Origin of the sequence: Streptomyces sp. MST-110588, assembly GCF_022695595.1 — a bacterium.
In the GTDB taxonomy this organism is placed as follows: Bacteria; Actinomycetota; Actinomycetes; order Streptomycetales; family Streptomycetaceae; genus Streptomyces.
In genome coordinates this window covers 2,935,518-2,954,042 of record NZ_CP074380.1, presented here as the reverse complement: position 1 = coordinate 2,954,042, position 18,525 = coordinate 2,935,518, and the positions used below count along the sequence as shown (strand labels likewise).

17 protein-coding genes and 1 pseudogene are annotated in these 18,525 nt (G+C 71.6%); 7 read left to right on the top strand and 11 right to left on the bottom strand.

The features are described 5' to 3' along the window. Window positions 1-41: 41 nt before the first annotated feature. On the top strand, window positions 42-548 hold the full coding sequence (locus KGS77_RS12825) for an FBP domain-containing protein (RefSeq protein WP_242581062.1): 507 nt from the start codon (window positions 42-44) through the stop codon (window positions 546-548). Window positions 549-595: 47 nt separating this feature from the next. Here KGS77_RS12825 and KGS77_RS12820 read toward each other — a convergent pair whose 3' ends face one another. The 3 genes and pseudogenes from KGS77_RS12820 to KGS77_RS12810 all read right to left on the bottom strand — a co-directional run bounded on the left by KGS77_RS12820 (window position 596) and on the right by KGS77_RS12810 (window position 3,690). Further along, the gene (locus KGS77_RS12820) at window positions 596-1,879 is read right to left on the bottom strand and encodes an alpha/beta hydrolase (protein ID WP_242581061.1); all 1,284 of its coding nucleotides are present in this window, start codon (window positions 1,877-1,879) and stop codon (window positions 596-598) included. 73 nt (window positions 1,880-1,952) lie between these two features. Beyond that, window positions 1,953-2,713, bottom strand: a pseudogene (locus KGS77_RS12815) (TetR family transcriptional regulator). Window positions 2,714-2,838: 125 nt separating this feature from the next. Next, the gene (locus KGS77_RS12810) at window positions 2,839-3,690 is read right to left on the bottom strand and encodes an alpha/beta hydrolase (RefSeq protein ID WP_242581060.1); all 852 of its coding nucleotides are present in this window, start codon (window positions 3,688-3,690) and stop codon (window positions 2,839-2,841) included. 82 nt (window positions 3,691-3,772) lie between these two features. On the opposite strand from KGS77_RS12810, the gene KGS77_RS12805 reads away from it, so the two are divergent. Beyond that, entirely contained in the window at window positions 3,773-4,192 is a 420-nt protein-coding gene (locus tag KGS77_RS12805) for a MerR family transcriptional regulator (protein WP_242587443.1), read from the top strand. 94 nt (window positions 4,193-4,286) lie between these two features. Here the strand turns inward: KGS77_RS12805 and KGS77_RS12800 are convergent, their stop codons facing one another. The 5 genes from KGS77_RS12800 to KGS77_RS12780 all read right to left on the bottom strand — a co-directional run bounded on the left by KGS77_RS12800 (window position 4,287) and on the right by KGS77_RS12780 (window position 8,689). Further along, window positions 4,287-5,054: a succinate dehydrogenase iron-sulfur subunit gene (locus tag KGS77_RS12800; RefSeq protein WP_242581059.1), complete on the bottom strand. Its 768-nt coding sequence runs from the start codon at window positions 5,052-5,054 to the stop codon at window positions 4,287-4,289. Then, a complete protein-coding gene (sdhA, locus tag KGS77_RS12795) occupies window positions 5,054-6,808 on the bottom strand; it encodes a succinate dehydrogenase flavoprotein subunit (RefSeq protein WP_242581058.1) in 1,755 nt (584 codons plus the stop codon). Before sdhA ends, KGS77_RS12800 begins: the two co-directional genes overlap by 1 nt. Before the next feature lie 24 nt (window positions 6,809-6,832). After that, window positions 6,833-7,303, bottom strand: a complete 471-nt coding sequence (locus KGS77_RS12790) for a succinate dehydrogenase hydrophobic membrane anchor subunit (RefSeq protein WP_242581057.1) — start codon at window positions 7,301-7,303, stop codon at window positions 6,833-6,835. A gap of 6 nt (window positions 7,304-7,309) precedes the next feature. Next, entirely contained in the window at window positions 7,310-7,690 is a 381-nt protein-coding gene (gene sdhC / locus KGS77_RS12785; RefSeq protein WP_242581055.1) for a succinate dehydrogenase, cytochrome b556 subunit, read from the bottom strand. Window positions 7,691-7,870: 180 nt separating this feature from the next. After that, complete coding sequence (locus KGS77_RS12780; protein ID WP_347404486.1) at window positions 7,871-8,689, bottom strand: 2-oxo-4-hydroxy-4-carboxy-5-ureidoimidazoline decarboxylase; 819 nt, start codon at window positions 8,687-8,689, stop codon at window positions 7,871-7,873. A gap of 508 nt (window positions 8,690-9,197) precedes the next feature. On the opposite strand from KGS77_RS12780, the gene KGS77_RS12775 reads away from it, so the two are divergent. Further along, a complete protein-coding gene (locus KGS77_RS12775; RefSeq protein WP_242581053.1) occupies window positions 9,198-10,769 on the top strand; it encodes a glycoside hydrolase family 20 protein in 1,572 nt (523 codons plus the stop codon). 224 nt (window positions 10,770-10,993) lie between these two features. Continuing rightward, window positions 10,994-11,185, top strand: coding sequence for a hypothetical protein (locus tag KGS77_RS12770; RefSeq protein ID WP_347404485.1), 192 nt, complete (start codon window positions 10,994-10,996; stop codon window positions 11,183-11,185). A 40-nt stretch (window positions 11,186-11,225) separates the two neighbouring features. Here KGS77_RS12770 and KGS77_RS12765 read toward each other — a convergent pair whose 3' ends face one another. Then, complete coding sequence (locus tag KGS77_RS12765) at window positions 11,226-11,873, bottom strand: class I SAM-dependent methyltransferase (RefSeq protein WP_242581052.1); 648 nt, start codon at window positions 11,871-11,873, stop codon at window positions 11,226-11,228. Between the two features lie 50 nt (window positions 11,874-11,923). After that, window positions 11,924-12,481: a DUF3291 domain-containing protein gene (locus KGS77_RS12760; protein ID WP_242581051.1), complete on the bottom strand. Its 558-nt coding sequence runs from the start codon at window positions 12,479-12,481 to the stop codon at window positions 11,924-11,926. Window positions 12,482-13,447: 966 nt separating this feature from the next. On the opposite strand from KGS77_RS12760, the gene KGS77_RS12755 reads away from it, so the two are divergent. Further along, complete coding sequence (locus KGS77_RS12755) at window positions 13,448-14,224, top strand: RNA polymerase sigma factor (RefSeq protein ID WP_242581050.1); 777 nt, start codon at window positions 13,448-13,450, stop codon at window positions 14,222-14,224. Then, window positions 14,224-15,393: a hypothetical protein gene (locus tag KGS77_RS12750; RefSeq protein WP_242581049.1), complete on the top strand. Its 1,170-nt coding sequence runs from the start codon at window positions 14,224-14,226 to the stop codon at window positions 15,391-15,393. The genes KGS77_RS12755 and KGS77_RS12750 overlap by 1 nt, the downstream gene beginning before the upstream one ends. Window positions 15,394-15,718: 325 nt before the next feature. On the opposite strand, the gene KGS77_RS12745 is transcribed toward KGS77_RS12750, so the two are convergent. Further along, window positions 15,719-16,708, bottom strand: a complete 990-nt coding sequence (locus KGS77_RS12745) for a L,D-transpeptidase family protein (RefSeq protein WP_242581048.1) — start codon at window positions 16,706-16,708, stop codon at window positions 15,719-15,721. A 151-nt stretch (window positions 16,709-16,859) separates the two neighbouring features. On the opposite strand from KGS77_RS12745, the gene KGS77_RS12740 reads away from it, so the two are divergent. After that, window positions 16,860-18,476: a methylmalonyl-CoA mutase family protein gene (locus KGS77_RS12740; protein ID WP_242581047.1), complete on the top strand. Its 1,617-nt coding sequence runs from the start codon at window positions 16,860-16,862 to the stop codon at window positions 18,474-18,476. Window positions 18,477-18,525 lie beyond the last annotated feature (49 nt).

The window sequence follows — 18,525 nt, the reverse complement described above, 5'->3', positions numbered from 1 at the left end:
TCGGGCGACGGGGTACGGAGTGGAGTGTTAGCTTCCGGACCATGGATGCGGTCGATGAGAACGAGATACGAGCGTCTTTCGTGAACTGCTCGAAGGGCGAGGCCAAGCGGATCAACCTGCCGGCCGGGCTCGACGCGATGCCGTGGCGGGACCTGGACTTCCTGGGGTGGCGGGACCCGGGTGCGCCCGACCGCAGCTATCTGGTCGCGCCGCGCGAGGGCGGCCTGGTGGGCGTCACGCTGCGGGTGCCGCAGGGCGTCCGGCGCAGCTTCACCAAGACGACGGTGTGCTCGCTGTGTGTGACCGGGCACCCCGGCTCCGGCGTCGCCCTGCTGGCGGCCCGCAGGGCCGGGGCCGCGGGCCGCCAGGGCAACACCGTGGGTACGTACATCTGCGCCGACCTGGCGTGTTCGCTGTACGTACGCGGCAAGAAGAAGTCCGAACTGGCGGGGAGCTACGAGGAGACGCTGCCGCTGGAGGAGCGGATCGCCCGTATGGCCGGCAACCTGGACGCCTTCTTGGACAAGGTGCTGGAGGAGCAGGACTAGGACAGAGCGGAGAGGGCGGAGAGGGAGGGGTGTGGCCGGCCCGGCTGCTACGGCCGGTGGAAGGTGACCTCCGGGTTGGTCGGGGAGGGGCCGTCCAGCAGCGGCTGCGGTACGCCGCGCAGGTGCCGGTCGAAGAACGCGCCGAGGTAGCCGCCGGTGATCTCGCCCGAGCGGCGCCCCGACAGCGGTACCGAGGGGTCGTTCGCGTCCGGCCCGAGCTGCTCGGCCAGGACCGGCAGGTCGGTGAAGGTGAAGTGGCCGGAGCCGGCCACGGTCAGCCAGCGCTTCCAGCCGTGCAGCGCGCGCCAGCCCTCGTCCCAGCTCGTGTCCCCGGCGCCGGGGGCGTGGCCCGCCGCCGTGCCGATCATGAGGAAGGGGCGGTCGCCGAGCCCGGAGGCGGGGACGGGTGTGAAGAAGGTGCCGTCCATATTGGCGCCGGCCCGTATCCGGTGGTCGGCGCTCATCGCGGTGGCGGCGGAGTTGCCGCCGATGGAGTGGCCGGCCATGCCGATCCGCCGCGGGTCGACCGTGCCGGCGTACCGCCAGGCGGGGTGGCGCCGGTCCAGCAGGCGGTCCAGGAGGAAGGAGACGTCCTGGGCGCGGCCCCGCGCGACGTCGGCCAGGACCTTCCGCTTGGCGTCCTCGTCGGGCTGCGCGTTCACCTTCGCGCACGCCGCGCAGGTCAGGACGCGTCCGCCCGGGAAGGACGTACCGGCGGACTCGTACGCGTGGTCGACCAGCGCCACGACGTGGCCCCGGCTGGAGAACTCTTCCGCGAGCAGGGAGAGGGTGGCGCGGTTCATGGTGAAGCCGGGCGAAAGCACCACCAGCGGGTGCCGTCCGGCCACGGGCCGGGCGCCGGTCCGCGCGTGGACGCGGGTGCCGGCGACCGTCTCGGGGGACGGCTCCTGAGTACGTCCGGAGTCCGCGGCGCGTCCGCCTGTGGCGCGTCCGGAGCCCTGGAGCAGCAGCCGGGCCTCCTCGGTGGTCATGTACGCGGCCGGGCGGCCGGTGCCGGGCCGTGCCGGGTAATACATCGACACCATCAGCTCCCGGGCGGAAGCGGAGGGGACCCAGGGGTCCTTGCGGTGGCGGTCGGTCAGATGCAGGGTTTCCCGGCCGACGGCGTACGGGCCGGTGGGGCGGGGCAGCGCGAGGCGGACGTCGCCGGGGGGCTGCGTGGACGCAAAGCCGGGTGACAGGAGGCGAGCGGAGGGAGGCAGGTCGGGGGAAGGCAGGGCGGGGGAGGCGGCGGATGCGGCGCCGGCCGAGGCCAGTGGCAGCGCGAGGGCGGCGAGTGCGGCGACGGCGCCGCGGCGGAGTCGGTTCATGATCACACCGTACGGACGGCCGGAACGGTGCGGTACTGACGAACATCACTTCCCCGGTACGCCCGCAGGACGGTCACCGGCCGCGCCCGTCTCCCCGTCCCTTTCCGCCTGCCGTCGGCAGCAGGAACTCGCCCAGGACATCGGTCACTTCGCGGACCAGTGGCCGCAGCACCTTGAAGCGTGAGGCGGCCACCGCGCGGGCGATCAGCGGCGCGGTGCGCTCGACGAGCCGACGGCTGCGCTCGGCCCCCGCCGAGCGGTCGTGGACCCAGAACAGCACCAGGCCCATCTGCTGGAGCCACAGCAACTCCGGCAGCTTTGCGGCCAGTTCGGGGTCGGCCTTGACGTCCGCGCCGGCCAGCACCTGCCGGTGGACGGCGATGGCGGCCTCGCGGGGAGCGCGCGAGGCCTCGGAGAACGGGCTGAGCGGGCTGTGCGGATCGGCGGCGTTCTTGAAGAACTGGGCCCCGAACTCGTGGTACGGGGCGGCGATGTCCAGCCAGCTCAGCAGTACCCGCGGATCCGCGCGGCCAGGTCCTTCTCCGTGGCCAGGACCCGTGCCGCGACCGCCGCGTGCTCCTCGGTGATCCGGTCGTAGAAGCCCTGGACGAGGTGTTCCTTGGAGTCGAAGTAGTAGTAGGCGTTGCCTACCGAGACCCCGGCCTCCTGGGCGATGGCCCGCATGGTCGTCCGGTCGTAACCGCGCTCCCGGAACAGGCGCAGCGCGGTCTCCAGGATCAGCGTCCGGGTGCGGTCGCTCTTGGCCGTGGCCCGGGCCGGCCCGCCGCCGCTCGCGGTGTCCGCCCGGGGTTCTGTCGCGTCGTCCACGGTCATGACACTAATGGGGCCGGGATACAGGCCTGCTCCCGGGCGCCGCTGTCGCCGCACCGTGCCCGGGCCCGTACCCGTACAGATCTGCCGTACGGGTACGGGCACACTCCCGGCCGCCGCTGTCGCCGTCAGAGTCCGTGCTCGGCGAGGAAGGAGGCGATCAGCTCCTGCCACTCCTGCGGCTTTTCGACCATCGGCAGGTGCCCGGTGGCGATCTCGGCGTACCGGGCGCCGGGGATGTGGTCCGCCAGGTAGCGCGAGTGCGACGGGTGGATGAGCTGGTCCTGCGTCGTCGCGATGACCAGCGTCGGCACGGAGATGCCCGGCAGGTCGGCGGTGGTGTCCACTTCCTTGACGAGCACGGCGTGCTCCGCGGAGCCCGGCTGCGGCACGTCGGGGCTGTCGTCCAGCACCGCCGCCAGCTCCGACGGCGACATGGATTCGAGGAAGTCCGGGGAGAAGCCGCTGACCGCCCGCGCCTGGGCGAAGCCCGCGTAGTCCTGCTGTGCCAGCAGCCGCAGCCACAGGTCCATCCATATGAGGACCCGCCGGTTCGGCTTGGCCAGCCCCGCGCTCAGGACCAGGCCGCGCACCCGCTCCGGGTGCCGTGCCGCGGCCCGTACGGACACCGCCGTACCCATGGAGAAGCCGATGAGGGTGAAGGTCTCGACCCCGGCCGCGACCGCCCGCTCGACGAGCGCGTCGGCCAGGCCGTCGAGCGTCAGCGGGTCCGCGGCCCGCGGGGTGTCGCCGGAGCCGGGGTAGTCGGGCGCTACGACCGTGTGGCCGGAGGCGGTCAGGACGGGGATGAGCGCGTCGTAGTTGCCCGCGATGCTGCCGGTGGCGCCGTGCGCGAGCAGGATGCCGGGGCCGGAGCCGCTGACGGTGGTGGACAGCGTGGGAAGGGCGGAAGGAGTGGAAGGGGAGGTGGCGAGGGCCGACGGGGTGCCCGTCGACGCGGGTGCGGGAATCCGTGTCATGTGCACCAGGTTGACGTTTGACACCGGTGTCAAGGTCAAGTCGCTCGGGAGGTAACCGGTGAAACAGGTGGGGGAAGCACCGATGCGGATCGGCGAGCTGGCGCGGCGTACCGGCGTCAGCGCCCGCTCACTGCGCTATTACGAGCAGCAGGGCCTGCTCGCCGCCGAGCGGGACGGCAACGGCTACCGGCGCTACGGCGCCGAGGCCCCCGCCACCGTCGCCCGGATCCGCGAACTGCTCGCCACCGGCCTGAGCACCGACCTCATCCGTGATCTGCTGCCCTGCGCCCAGGGCGGCCCGGCGCTCCAGCCCTGCGCCTTCTCCTACGGGGTCGTGGAACAGCAGATGGCGCGACTGGACGCGGAGATGGCCGAGCTGCGGCGGCGGCGCGCGGCGCTGGCCCGTTACGTCCAGGTGATGCGGGTCCGGCGCGCCCAGGACGAGGCGCTGGCCGCCACGGCGCTGCGCTCGGCCCCCGTCACCGGCACCGCCCGGGCCTGACGCCCGGTACGGGAACGCCAAGGGCCCCGTTCCCCTACGCGTACGTACGGGAACGGGGCCCTGGCTCACGGCCGGCCGGTGATCGGCCCGGTGATCAGAAGCGACGCGTGATCAGCGCGCGCTTGACCTCCTGGATCGCCTTGGTGACCTCGATACCGCGCGGGCAGGCGTCCGTGCAGTTGAAGGTCGTACGGCAGCGCCAGACGCCGTCCTTGTCGTTGAGGATCTCCAGGCGCTGCTCGCCGCCCTCGTCACGCGAGTCGAAGATGAAGCGGTGCGCGTTGACGATCGCCGCCGGGCCGAAGTACTGGCCGTCGTTCCAGAACACCGGGCACGAGGACGTGCACGCGGCGCACAGGATGCACTTGGTGGTGTCGTCGAAGCGCTCGCGGTCCTCGGCGGACTGCAGGCGCTCGCGGGTCGGCTCGTTGCCCTTGGTGATCAGGAAGGGCATCACGTCGCGGTACGCCTGGAAGAACGGCTCCATGTCCACGACCAGGTCCTTGAGGACCGTCAGGCCCTTGATGGCCTCGACCGTGATGGGCTTCTCCGGGTTGATGTCCTTGATCAGCGTCTTGCACGCCAGCCGGTTGCGGCCGTTGATGCGCATCGCGTCGGAGCCGCAGATGCCGTGCGCGCAGGAGCGCCGGAAGGTCAGCGTGCCGTCCTGCTCCCACTTGATCTTGTGGAGGGCGTCGAGCACCCGCTCCTTGGGGTCCATCTCCAACTGGAAGTCTTCCCAGCGGGCGTCCTCGGAGACCTCCGGGTTGAACCGGCGGATCCGGAACGTGACGGTGATCACGTGCGCGGCGGCCTCGGCCTCGGCGGAGGCGGCGCTCTTTTCGAGCGTGGAGGTGCTCATCAGTACTTACGCTCCATCGGCTGGTAGCGGGTCTGCACGACCGGCTTGTAGTCGAGGCGGATCGACTCCGAGCCGTCTGCGCCCACCTCGCGGTACGCCATGGTGTGCCGCATGAAGTTGACGTCGTCGCGGTTGGGGTAGTCCTCGCGGTAGTGACCGCCGCGGGACTCCTTGCGGGCCAGCGCCGACACGGCCATCACCTCGGCCAGTTCGAGCAGGTTGCCCAGCTCGATGGCCTCCAGCAGGTCGGTGTTGAACCGCTTGCCCTTGTCCTGGACGGACACGTTCTTGTAGCGCGCCCGCAGCTCGGCGATCTTCTCGACGGCCGTCTTGATCGTCTGCTCGGTACGGAACACCATCACGTTGGCGTCCATGGTCTCCTGCAGCTCCTTGCGGATCTCAGTGACCCGCTCGTTGCCGGTGGAGGTGCGCAGCCGCTCGACCTGCTCCTGTACGAGCTCCGCCGGGTTCTCCGGCAGCTCGACGAAGTCGGCCGTGGCGGCGTACTCGGCGGCGGCGATGCCCGCGCGGCGCCCGAAGACGTTGATGTCCAGCAGCGAGTTGGTGCCCAGGCGGTTGGCGCCGTGCACCGAGACGCAGGCGACCTCGCCGGCGGCGTACAGGCCCGGCACGACGGTGGTGTTGTCGGCCAGCACCTCGCCCTCGACGTTGGTCGGGATGCCGCCCATGGCGTAGTGCGCGGTCGGCTGGATCGGGATCGGGTCGGTGTACGGCTCGATGCCCAGGTACGTACGCGCGAACTCGGTGATGTCCGGGAGCTTGGCGTCCAACTGCTCCGGCGGCAGGTGGGTCAGGTCCAGGTAGACGTGGTCGCCCTCGGGACCGCAGCCGCGGCCCTCACGGATCTCGGTGTAGATCGAGCGGGAGACGACGTCACGCGAGGCGAGGTCCTTCATGACGGGCGCGTACTTCTCCATGAAGCGCTCGCCGTCCTTGTTGCGCAGGATGCCGCCCTCACCGCGGGCACCCTCGGTGAGCAGGATGCCCATCCGCCAGATGCCGGTCGGGTGGAACTGGAAGAACTCCATGTCCTCCAGCGGCAGCCCGCGGCGCCACGCGGCGGCCTGGCCGTCACCGGTCAGGGTGTGCGCGTTGGACGTCACCTTGAAGAACTTGCCGGTGCCGCCGGAGGCGAAGATGACGGCCTTGGCCTGGAAGACGTGGATCTCGCCGGTCGCCAGCTCGTAGGCGACGACACCGGCCGACTTCTTGACGCCGTCGACGTCCTGGAGCAGCAGATCCAGGACGTAGAACTCGTTGAAGAACTCCACGCCCTCCTTGACGCAGTTCTGGTACAGCGTCTGGAGGATCATGTGGCCGGTGCGGTCCGAGGCGTAGCAGGACCGGCGGACCGGGGCCTCACCGTGGTTGCGGGAGTGACCGCCGAAGCGGCGCTGGTCGATGGTGCCGTCCGGGGTCCGGTTGAACGGCAGGCCCATCTTCTCCAGGTCCAGGACGGAGTCGATGGCCTCCTTCGCCAGGATCTCGGCGGCGTCCTGGTCGACCAGGTAGTCGCCGCCCTTGATCGTGTCGAAGGTGTGCCACTCCCAGTTGTCCTCCTCGACGTTCGCGAGGGCGGCGGCCATGCCGCCCTGGGCGGCGCCGGTGTGGGAGCGGGTCGGGTAGAGCTTGGTCAGGACCGCCGTGCGGCTGCGCTTGGTGGCCTCGATGGCCGCGCGCATGCCCGCGCCACCGGCGCCGACGATGACCGTGTCGTACTTGTGGATCTTCATGGGTGGTTACCTCAGCCCCGTGGCCTAGCGGATGTTCGGGTCGAAGGTGAAGATCACCAGCGTGCCCAGAAGGACGGTGAACACCGTGGCGGTGTACAGCAGCATCTTCAGCCAGAAGCGGGTGTTGTCCCGCTGCGCGTAGTCGTTGATGACCGTACGCAGGCCGTTGGCGCCGTGGAGCATCGCCAGCCACAGCATCGTCAGGTCCCAGACCTGCCAGAACGGCGAGGCCCAGCGGCCGGCCACGAAGGCGAAGCCGACCTTGGAGACGCCGCCGTCCAGCACGAGCTGGATCAGCAGGTGGCCCAGGACCAGGACGACCAGCACGATGCCGGACAGCCGCATGAACAGCCAGCCGTACATCTCGAAATTGGTGCGGGTCGACTTGGGGGTCTTCTTCGTCCGCTTGCGCGGCGGCTCGATCACCGGAGCCGGGTTGTCGACGTCGAACAGGGTGACGTCGTCGTTGGCGGCAGCAGTCGTCTCAGCAGACATCGCGCGTCAGCTCCCGAACAGCGTGCGCAGCGTGTGCTGCAACACGGGGTAGAAGGCGCCGGCCATCAGGACGGCCCAGACACCGACAACGGTCCACAGCATCTGCTTCTGGTACTTCGGGCCCTTGGACCAGAAGTCCACGGCGATGACCCGCAGGCCATTGAGCGCGTGGAAGAGGATGGCGGCCACCAGGCCGTACTCCATCACGTTGACGACGGGCGTCTTGTACGTGGCAACGACGTCGTCGTATGCCTCGGGCGAGACACGCACGAGTGCGGTGTCCAGGACGTGCACGAACAGGAAGAAGAAAATGAGGACGCCGGTGACTCGATGAGCCACCCAGGACCACATGCCTTCCCGGCCGCGGTACAGCGTTCCAGCCGGCACGGAAATACCCTCCGGGAGCGGGGATTGGGGCCTGCCGGCTTCACTGTCGGTCTGGCCCGGCCGGGTACGGTCCACCGGCCCCGGCCATCGTAGCGACGACTTGTCGGAACCTCCCGCCGGGGTCCGCAGGTGTGATCAAACAGGCACGGACGGGCTATCACACAAGGACGAATCGGTGGATCAGTGCTGACGACCGGCAATACGGGCGAGAAGCCTGCTCCGGGCGATTCTCCGCAATTCCTCCGCGGCGATGGCGCGCTCCTTCTCCTCCTCGTTGCCCATGCGGACGCGGATGGCGGACAGGACCTCGTTGAGCCGTTCGCTCTCGCGGACGCCGTCCAGGCAGATCACGAAGGCGTACCGGAACTTGCGTTCGTACTCGGCATGGGCGGCACGCAGGGCGGTCTCGGCGTGGGCGGCGCGCTGGGCGGTGTGGGTGTCTGCGGCTCGTTGGAAGGTGTGGGCGGGGTGGGCGGCGAGCGCGCCGGGGCGGGGGCCGGAGCCGGATTCGGGGCCGGGTCCGGGGCCGTGGGTGGAGACCGGCGGGTACGGCGCGTCGGTCTCCGCGGCCAGCGCCTCGTCCAGGTCGGCCCGGGTGAGGTCGTAGCTGGCCTCGTCGCAGGCGGCGAGGAGGGCGCCGGTGTCGGGGTACGGGCGGTGCTCGGCCAGGCGGCGGGCCCAGCGGCGGCTGCCGCAGCAGGTCAGCAGCGTGTCCTCGGCGGCGCGGCGGGTGGCCGCGTTCAGCCGCTCCAGACCGCTCGCGCCGGGCCTGCACGACGGCAGCAGCGGGTCGCGGCCCCGGGCGGGGCGGGCGTGGGGGTGGCGGGCCGGGGAGCGCGCAGCGTCGTCGGCTGGGCGGCCGGGTTCTCGCTGGACAGCGTGGTCTCCTCGGGGGAGTGGGCGGGTGGGACGGGACAGGGCGGGTGTGGCGGGTGGTGCGGCTGTGGGTGTGACGGTGGTGGCGGAGCGGCCTGGAGGTGGCGCCGAGGCGGGGGCCACCGCGACGGAAAGACGAGGAACGGGGGCCGCAGGTTGTCGGGAGTGACGGGGCTGACGCCGGCGGCGGCGCGCCGGAGGCGACGGCGTACGGGGGAGGGGCCAGGGACGGGGGAGAGGGATGAGGCCAGGGACGGGAGAGAGGGATGACGAGTGGTGAACGACCGGTGACGGAACGATCCGCCGGTGGGGCGAACCGGGACGGCGGGGCGAGTGGGGAGTCGCGGCGGGTTCCTCCGGGGCGCCTGCGAGACTCCGCGGTGTGACAGGAGGGGTAGGAGTGGCGGAGCGACCGGTGGGGTGTTCGGCGGGGTGATCGGCGGGTGAGGGGCACGGGAGGCGAGCGAGACGAAACGGTAGCCACGCCGGTCGGCCACAGCCTGAGCGATGCACGAATTTCACCCGTATGAGAGATCTTCCGCGCGCGTAGTGGACGAAAAGGTCCCACACCTGGCAATACCTTCGCCCGGAAAGGGAGGTTTGCGTAGATGAGGTTGAGCAAGTTGACGGCATGGCTGACGGCCGCGGCCTCGGCCGTGGCCCTCGCGGGCTGCTCCGGGAGCCCCGGGACCCCTCGTCGGGAGGTGACAGCAAGGCCGCCACCGCGACTTCCGCCGCACCCACTCCCACCTGGGCCCCGGTGACCGGGCCACCCCACGCCATCCCCGCCGTACGGGCCTTCCACCCGGGCCAGGGGCGCGGCTGGCGGCCCACGAAAACGGCCCGGATCGTGGTCCCGGCCGGGGAGCAGAGCCCGCTCGCCGACGAGGCCCGTCTCCTGGCCCGGGACCTGGGCGGCCTGCGCACCATCTGGAGCGCGCCCGGCCGGGAGACCGTACGGCCCGGGGACATCGAGCTGCGGCAGGCGGACGGGCCGGACCCGGAGGCGTACACCCTCACCGCCCGTGACACCCGGCTCACCCTGACCGCCCCCACCGACGCCGGGATCTTCTACGGCACCCGTACGGTCCTGCAGTCCGTACGGGCCTCCGGCGGCGTCCCCGAAGGCACCGTCGAGGACCGGCCCGACCGCCCGCAGCGCGGCCTTTCGCTGGACATCGCCCGCAAGCACTTCCCGGCGCAGTGGATCGAGGACCGGATCCGCGAGCTGGCGGACCTGAAGTTCAACCAGCTCCAGCTCCACTTCTCCGACGACCAGGGCTTCCGCATCGAAAGCGAACGCCACCCCGAGGTCGTCTCCCCCGACCACCTCACCAAGGCACAGGTACGGCACCTGGTGGAGCTGGCCCGCGGCCTCCACGTCACCGTCATCCCCGAGATCGACTCCCCGGGCCACCTCGGCGCGGTCCTCAAGGCGCATCCGCACCTGCGGCTCACCGGCTCCGACGGCGGGACGGTCCGCGGCGCGATCGACATCTCCCGCCCCGAGGCGGCCGGACTCGTCGACGACCTGCTGCGCGAGTACGCCCCCCTCTTCCCCGGCGCCCACTGGCACCTGGGCGGCGACGAGTACGCCGCGCTGACGACCCGCTCCCCGGAGGCGTCCTACCCGGGCCTGGCGCAGGCGGCACGGGAGAAGTACGGCCCGTCGGCGACCGTACGGGACCTGGCGACCGGCTGGCTCAACGACCGCGACCACACCCTGCGCGCAGCGGGCGCCCGTACCACCGAAGCCTGGAACGACGGCTACTTCCCGGGCGGCACGATCGCCCCCGAACCGAAACGCACCGTCGCCTACTGGACGGGCAAGGAAATCGGCGCCCGGGAACCGGCGGACTACCTGGACGAGGGCCGCCGGGTCGTCAACCTCAACGACGAATACCTCTACTACGTCCTCGGTGAGCCGAACGAGTTCCGCTACCCGACCGGCGAGCGCATCTACAAGGAATGGACCCCGGCCGTACTCCGCGGCACCCGCCCCCTGCCGGCGTCCCGTACGGGCCCGGACCGGGTACTGGGCGCACGGTTCGCGGTCTGGTGCGACTTCTCCGGCGCCCAGACCCCGGACCAGATCGCCCACGGCATCCGCATGCCCCTGCGGGCCCTGTCCCAAAAGGTCTGGAACCCCGACCGCCCGCCCCTGTCCTGGAAGGACTTCAAAGCCCTGGCCGACCGCCTCTGACCCGAACCCCACCACCTCACCCCGGCGCCGCCTCACCCGCGCTCGCACGTACTGCACCGCACATGTGTCTTACGCCCAAGCCGGGCAAGGGGAGTTGGAGCTCGCTTGCCACACCGGTGACCGGGCGGCAAGGCTCCTGAGCAAGGTCAGCGGATCGAAGCGGACGACCGACACATTGGCCATGGCGGAAGGCGGGCGTGTCCACACGGCTCCATGAAGCTCTCGTGGACAGTCGTGGCGATGATGTGGCGACGTTGCTCGTCGATGTGACCCACGGAAAGGTTCAGGCGCTGTACGAGCGGTGGGGTTACGAGAAGGTGGGTGAGCAGAAGCCCTTCGATGATTCGCCGGTATTCGCGGTCATGGTGAAGGGGATTTCCGGTTGTGACGGGGGTGATGGTGGGTTTGAGGGGTGAGCGGGGGCGTTATGGGGAACGGCTCCCCGCTCGGGGACATCTAGGCTTTGCGCGCGAGTAGTTGGGTTTCCTTGAACTGGCGCCGGTCGGTGGGCTGGGGAGCGCGTACCATCCGGGCCACCTCGGACAGGCCGGACTCGCTCAGCATCGCGGCGAGGTGGTCAGGCCACCACCGGTAAGCCGGGGCGACCGCGTGATCGAAGACCTGCGCCGGGTGGGACGGGTCATCGCCGGCCGAGAAGCCGATCAGGAGATGGCCGCCGGGCGCCAGGACGCGGTGGAACTCCGTAAGGATGGCGGGGAGTTCCTGCGGTGGGGTGTGGATGACGGACCAGCGTGAGAGTACGCCGCCCAGCGTGCCGTCGGCGATGTCCAGGGCGGCCATCGAGCCCACGTCGTACCGCAGGCCTGGGTATGCCTGGCGAGCCAGTTCGATCATGGCGGGGGAAGCGTCGACACCGAATGCTGTAAGGCCCAGCTCGTTCAGGTAGGGGGTGATATGGCCGGGACCGCAGCCCAGGTCCGCGACGTGGTTGTTGCCACTGGTGTGTACGACGTCGGCGAACAGGCTCAGCATCGCGCGGTCCAGGGGGCTGTCCCGCAGGGTGTCGCGGAACATCTGCGCATAGGTGGAGGCGGCGGCGTCGTAGGCGTCGCGGGTGGCGTCGAGGGGGTCTTGTTCGATCATGCTCGCGACAGTAGTAGGAGTTGTAGTTGTCGCCTGTTCGGGCTTTCTTGTCAGTGGGCCTGGTCGCTCTGCGGACCGATGCCTTTGTTCCTGGTCGGAGTTCCGTCCGGGGCGAACGAGTGGTGGAAGGTGAAGGCGTGCGGTGCGGAGCCGTGGGCGTGGAGGTGCTCCAGCCGGGAAACCCCGTCCTGCCAGGTGGGTATCGCGCCATCGGAGGCCCACCAGAGCACGTAACTCGGGTGTCCTGTCCTCTCGAACCAGTCGTAACGCCTGTTCAGCGCCTCGCGGTGCAGACCGGTGTAGATGGCGTCGAAGGCGGGGCGCAGGTCGGTCCAGAGCGAGAGGGTCGCGTCCAGGGCGGCGGTTTCCACCGTACGGCCCTTGTCGTACCAGGCCGGTACGATGAACTCGCCCCACGCGCCCCAGTCCAGGTCGAAGTGTGTGCCGCGGGTGCGGTCTGCCGCTTCAGCACGAGTGAGGTACCCGGGGTGCCGGCTGATCGTCCGGTAGATGCCCTCGCCGCTGTCGCGGAGTTCGCGCGTGAGAGGCGCGGGGTCGGTGATGGGTGACTTCAGAACGCCGAATGTGTACAGAGCAAGATGAGGCATGCGTCCTTACCTTTCTCTCCCTGGTTGAGGGTGCCTGGTGTGGGCCCGGTCCGGCGGTTTACGCAGGGGGGCGAGGGCTCGTGGGGCGTGACCAACTCGTCCCGTCGCGGGTGGCTCAGCCTGAAGGAACCCCTGTGCGACCGTGAGTGACCGCCGAAGTCCAGGTGAAGGTAGCGGCCTGTGCGGGCCGTGTCGAAGTTGCGTTTTCCCTGTCCAAGTGGCTTCTTGCACAGGTCGTCGCGGGACCGGGTTCGCACCGGATTTCACGGTGGGCCGGTGCGGCAGGCGCCGAGTGGAAGGGGCCGCGAGCTGTCGGCCGGGGCCGGTTGGTCATGCGTTGGTCACGCGTCGGTGATCACGGCAGGCCGCGCCCGGCGTCGTCGCAGGTCACACAGAGGCGCGTCGGAGTAACGGCCGGGGCCGCCACCCCCCACAGGAGAGACCCCGGCCGTCACTCGCGAAGAGCTCGTCACCGAGCTCTCATCCGTTACAGCGCCGGGCGGCGCCAAAGCGTCACACCGGGTGCCGGGCGGGGTACGGCTCGTGGTCTGGACGTGGGGCGCGCGGTGGCCGTAACGTGCGGGTCCGCGCTCGTCGGCGCGGTGGTCGTCAAGTGCCGCGGCGGGTGCCGGGGCGCGTCCCCCGGGAGTGTGCGATGCGTCCGACCGAGAGCTGCCGGGCCGGACGGGGCGGTGCCGAGCCGGTCCCAAGGCCCGGGTGCGGCCTTTCCGGGCGTCCGGGTTACCGTCTGCGGGGAACACCCGGGCTATCAGAGCTATCGGGAATGTCAGGAATGCCAGGAATTCCAGGGATAATCGGGTTCCGGCAACGGGCGGCGGATCGCCGGCCGGATGCTGGCCGGCATGACCGGTGCGGCCGGGGTGACCGGTGTGGCCGGCGTGTCGGCGGATCAGTGAACCAGCGAGGACCGGGCGGCGGACTTTCCGCGTGCGACAGGATGGACCCGTGCGAGGGGACGACATTCAGCCGGACGACGGCCGGCTGACGGTCGCCGTACAGGCGGCGCAGGACGGCGACGAGACGGCGTTCCGTACCGTCTATCGGGCCGTGCATCCCCGGCTGCTCGGATATGTCCGGACTTTGGTGGGCGATGCGGACGCCGAGGACGTCGCCTCCGAGGCATGGCTGCAGATAACCCGTGACCTGGCGCACTTCAGCGGTGACGCGGACCGTTTCCGGGGGTGGGCCGCGCGGATAGCGCGCAACCGGGCCCTGGATCACATACGGATGCGCGGCCGGCGCCCTGTCATAGGGGGTGATGAATCGGAATTGGCCGATAAGCCGGGTGAAGCGGACACGGTGGGGGAGGCCATGGAGGCGCTCGGTACGGGGCGCACCTTCCGGCTCATATCCCAGCTCCCGCAGGACCAGGCCGAGGCGGTGGTGCTGCGGGTCGTCGTCGGACTGGACGCCAAGAGCGCGGCCGGGGTGCTGGGCAAGCGGCCCGGCGCGGTACGGACCGCCGCCCACCGCGGACTGCGCCGGCTGGCCGACCTGATCACCGGCGGCGGTGAGGCCGGCGGGGCGCGCGGGACGCTGCCCGAACGGTCCGGACACAGGGCGGTAGGCGGCTCGGTCCCCGGGAGCCCGGGCCCGTCCCGGAAGGGCGGGGGAGCGATGGACGGCGTCCCCGTACAGGGTCGCGGGCGCCGCGACGGCGCCGCGGAACCGTACGTACCAGGTGTGACGGAAACGGCCGCACGAACGCAGAAGGACATGTGATGGCCGACGACCGGTACAACTGGCTGGACAAGGACGCCGCGGAACGACTGCTGCGCGGTGAACCGGTCGGCGGCCCGCAGGACATCGGCTCGGCGGAGCTCGCCGGGCTGCTGGAAACCGCCGCGGCGGCCGGCGCCGCTCCGGTGGGAGAGGTCGCGCTGCCGGGGGAGGAAGCCGCGCTTGCGGCTTTTCGCCGGGTGCGTGCGGAAGCCGATTCCGCGATTCAAGGGCAAGGGCAAGGGCAAGGGCAGGGGCAGGCGCGAGGGACTGTCGGCGGGGCGGGTGCCACGGGTTCCGCCGGCCGGGCCGGGCGCCCCCGTCTGGTCCGCCCGCTGCGCCGCGGCTTCGTGGTCGCGCTGGCGGGCTGCGCGCTCGGCGGAGTCGCCGTCGCCGCGGGCACCGGCGTCCTCCCGACGCCCTTCCGCGGCGGCGAGCCGGAACCCGGGAGCAGTGTCTCGGCAGCCGCGACCCCAGGTCCGTACGAGTCCGACGGGACCGGCGCGGAGGCGGCCGGCGCCTCGCAGACCCCGCAGGCCACACCGGGCACGACACGGCCCGGCAGCCCCGGGAGCACCGCCCCCGCACCCGGCGGCAGTACGGCCCCCGGCAAGGACGGGCCCGGCCGCGACGGCGCGGACCCGAGCGGGAACCCCACCGCGTCCGGCGGCCCCGGCCGGGACGGCGGCGACTCCGACGGGAGCCAGGGGCGCCCCGGCGGCGGGCGGTCGGACAAGGACGGGGGCGAGCTGCCGGGCGGCCAGGAGCGGCGGCTGGTGCTCACCCTGTGCCGGCAGTACGAGAACGGCCGCTCGGCCATGGGGCAGGAACTGCTGCGCCGCCTGGAGCGTACGGCCGGCGGCGCGGACAAGGTGCGCGCCTTCTGCCGCCGGTACGCGGAGCAGTACGGCACGGGCGCCGGCGGCCAGGACACGGACCCCTGGAACGGCGGCGGTCGCGGTCACGGCGGCCAGGGCAACGGCGGCGGACACGGCGGCGGCAACGGCCAGGGGAACAGCGGTCACGGCGGCGTCGGGCACGGGAGCAGTGGTGCCGGGGGCGGGGCCGGGCACGGGCCGCTCTTCCCCGTACCGGATGTCTCGTACAGCACCTCGCCCCGGCCGGCGACCGTCCCTTCGGCCAGGCCCGCGGCGTCTGCCGTCCCGGCGTGAGCGCCCGCCCACAACCTGCCCCCGGCCCGCCCGCAGCCCCGCGTGACGCCTCGCCGGTCACCCCGCGCGGCCACCCGCGCGACGGCTTCTCCGCAAGTGGTGTGACATTTTTTGAGTCACCGGCGCAGTAAGGAGTGAAGCCGACTGGTCATCGGCTTGCGTGCGAGCCGGGGTTCCCCCCGTACCAACGGCTCAGCGCAACCGGCGCGGGCGGGGCTCGTTCCCCCGGCTCTGCCCGCGCCACTCCCCACCTGCGGCTTTCCCAGGCCCGCCGCGGCCCCTCGGGGCGGACGACAGGGCCTGGGCCCGCCCGGCGCCACTCGTGTCACTTGTAGACGACGACCCGGTCGCCCGTGCGTACCTCCGCGAACAGCGCGGCGATCTTCGTCCGGTCCCGTACGTTCACACAGCCGTGCGAGGCGCCGTGATAGCCGCGGGCCGCGAAATCGGCCGAATAGTGCACCGCCTGCCCGCCGCTGAAGAACATCGCGTACGGCATGGCCGTGCGGTAGAGCGTGGAGACGTGGTGCCGGCTCTTGAAGGTGATCCGGAAGGCGCCCTCGCGGGTCGGCGTGTACTGGGCGCCGAAGCGTACGTCCATCGCCGAGATCACCCGTCCGTCGATCATCCACGCCAGCGTGTCGCTGCTCTTGCTGATGCACAGCACCCGCCCGGTCAGACAGCGCGGGTCGGGTGCGGCGACCGGCCGGCTGGTGGGCGGGTACAACTGCGTCCACGTCGGCTGCCGCGTACGGTCCCGCAGCGCGCGCCACGTGGCGGAGTCCGTCCCACCGGTACGCGGCAGGCCCGACCGGCCCTGGAAGGACGCGACCGCCGCCGCGGTGACCGACCCGTAATAGCCCGTCGGGCCGTGGTCGAACAGCTTCAGCTCGGCCAGGCGCGCCTGGAGTTCGCGCACCAGCACTCCATGCGCGCCGGGCGCCGGGACCGGCCCGGGCGCGGGAGCGTAGCCGGACCGGCGGTCCGGGGCCGTGGGGTGCGCCGCGCCGGAGCCGCTGCCGCCTTCGGGACCGGCGGAGTCCGTACGGGAGGGGGAACCGCCGCCGTCCCGGCCCGCCGCGGACCGGCCCCCGGCGGCAGCCCCGGCCGTGTCCGCCGTACCCGATGTGCCCGATGCGTCCGATGTCTCCGCCGTGCCCGCCCCTTCGGCGTCCCCCTGCTCTCCCTGCGACCGCGACAGGCCGCCCAGGCCGCCCGGGCCCGCCGCCGCGCCGCCGGCCGGGTCGACGCTCACGGCCCGGCACCCGGCCGTCACCGTCGTCGCCGTCAGTGCCAGCAGCCCCGCGGCCACCACCCGTCCACGACAACTCCGCCTGCTCCGCCGCATGTCCCACCCCCGGGGTGTCTCCTGCCCCTTTCTTGATTCCCAGGGCTGCGGTCCGGTGAACCTGCGGGCATCCTGAGAAGAGCCCACTCCACGGCCGCGCTGAGAGAGGCGTACAGGCATGGCGTACGAACCGGACGGAACCCGGCAACCGGACGGGGCCCGGCGCAACGAGAGCGGACTGCCCGTCGAACCCGTCTACCGCCCCGACGCGCTCGACGGCTGGGACCCGGACACCGAACTCGGCGAGCCCGGGGCGTACCCCTTCACCCGCGGCGTGTACCCGACGATGTACACCGGCCGGCCCTGGACGATGCGTCAGTACGCGGGCTTCGGCACGGCCGCCGAGTCCAACGCCCGTTTCCACCGGTTGATCGCCGCCGGTACCACGGGCCTGTCGGTCGCCTTCGACCTGCCGACCCAGATGGGCCACGACTCCGACGCGCCGCTCGCCGCCGGCGAGGTCGGCAAGGTCGGTGTGGCCATCGACTCCCTTGAGGACATGCGCCTCCTGTTCGACGGGATCCCGCTGGGCGAGGTCTCCACGTCCATGACCATCAACGCGCCCGGCGCGCTGCTCCTGCTGCTCTACCAGCTCGTCGGCGAGGAGCAGGGGGTGCCGGCCGCCCGGCTCAGCGGCACCGTCCAGAACGACGTACTGAAGGAATACATCGCGCGCGGCACCTACATCTTCCCGCCCAGGCCGTCACTGCGCCTGGTCGCGGACACCTTCCGGTACTGCCGGGCCGAGATCCCCCGCTGGAACACCATCTCCATCTCCGGCTACCACATGGCCGAGGCCGGGGCCTCACCCGCGCAGGAGATCGCCTTCACCCTCGCCGACGGCATCGAGTACGTCCGTACGGCGGTGGCCGCCGGCATGGACGTGGACGAGTTCGCCCCACGGCTGTCCTTCTTCTTCGTCGCCCGCACCACCCTCCTGGAAGAGGTCGCCAAGTTCCGCGCGGCGCGCAGGATCTGGGCCCGGGTGATGAAGGAGGAGTTCGGCGCGCGCGACCCCAGGTCGCTGATGCTGCGCTTCCACACCCAGACCGCGGGCGTCCAGCTCACCGCCCAGCAGCCGGAGGTGAACCTGGTACGGGTCGCCGTCCAGGGCCTCGCGGCGGTCCTGGGCGGCACCCAGTCCCTGCACACCAACTCCTTCGACGAGGCCATCGCGCTCCCCACGGACAAGTCGGCGCGGCTGGCGCTGCGGACGCAACAGGTGCTCGCGTACGAGACGGACGTGACCGCCACCGTCGACCCCTTCGCCGGGTCCTACGCCGTGGAGTCGATGACCGACGGCGTGGAGGCGGCGGCCCGCGAACTGATGGACCGGGTGGCGGACCTGGGCGGCGCGGTGGCCGCCATCGAACACGGCTTCCAGAAGGGTGAGATCGAGCGCACCGCCTACCGCATCGCCCGCGAGACCGAGGCGGGCGAGCGGACCGTCGTCGGCGTCAACCGCTTCGCACTGGATGAGGAGGAGCCGTACGAGCCGCTGCGGGTGGACCCCGCGGTCGAGGCCCAGCAGGTACGGCGCCTGGAGGCGGTACGTGCCCGGCGCGACGCGGCGGCCGTCACCGGCGCGCTGACCGCCCTGAAGGAAGCCGCCGCCGGTACGGGCAACGTCCTGTACCCGATGCGTGAGGCGCTGCGGGCGGAGGCGACGGTCGGCGAGGTCTGCGGCACGCTGCGGGAGGTGTGGGGCACCTATACGCCCACGGCGCCGTTCTGAGCCCGGGCCCGGAAGCCCGGAAGCCCGGCGGATCGTGTCCCGGAGGCGC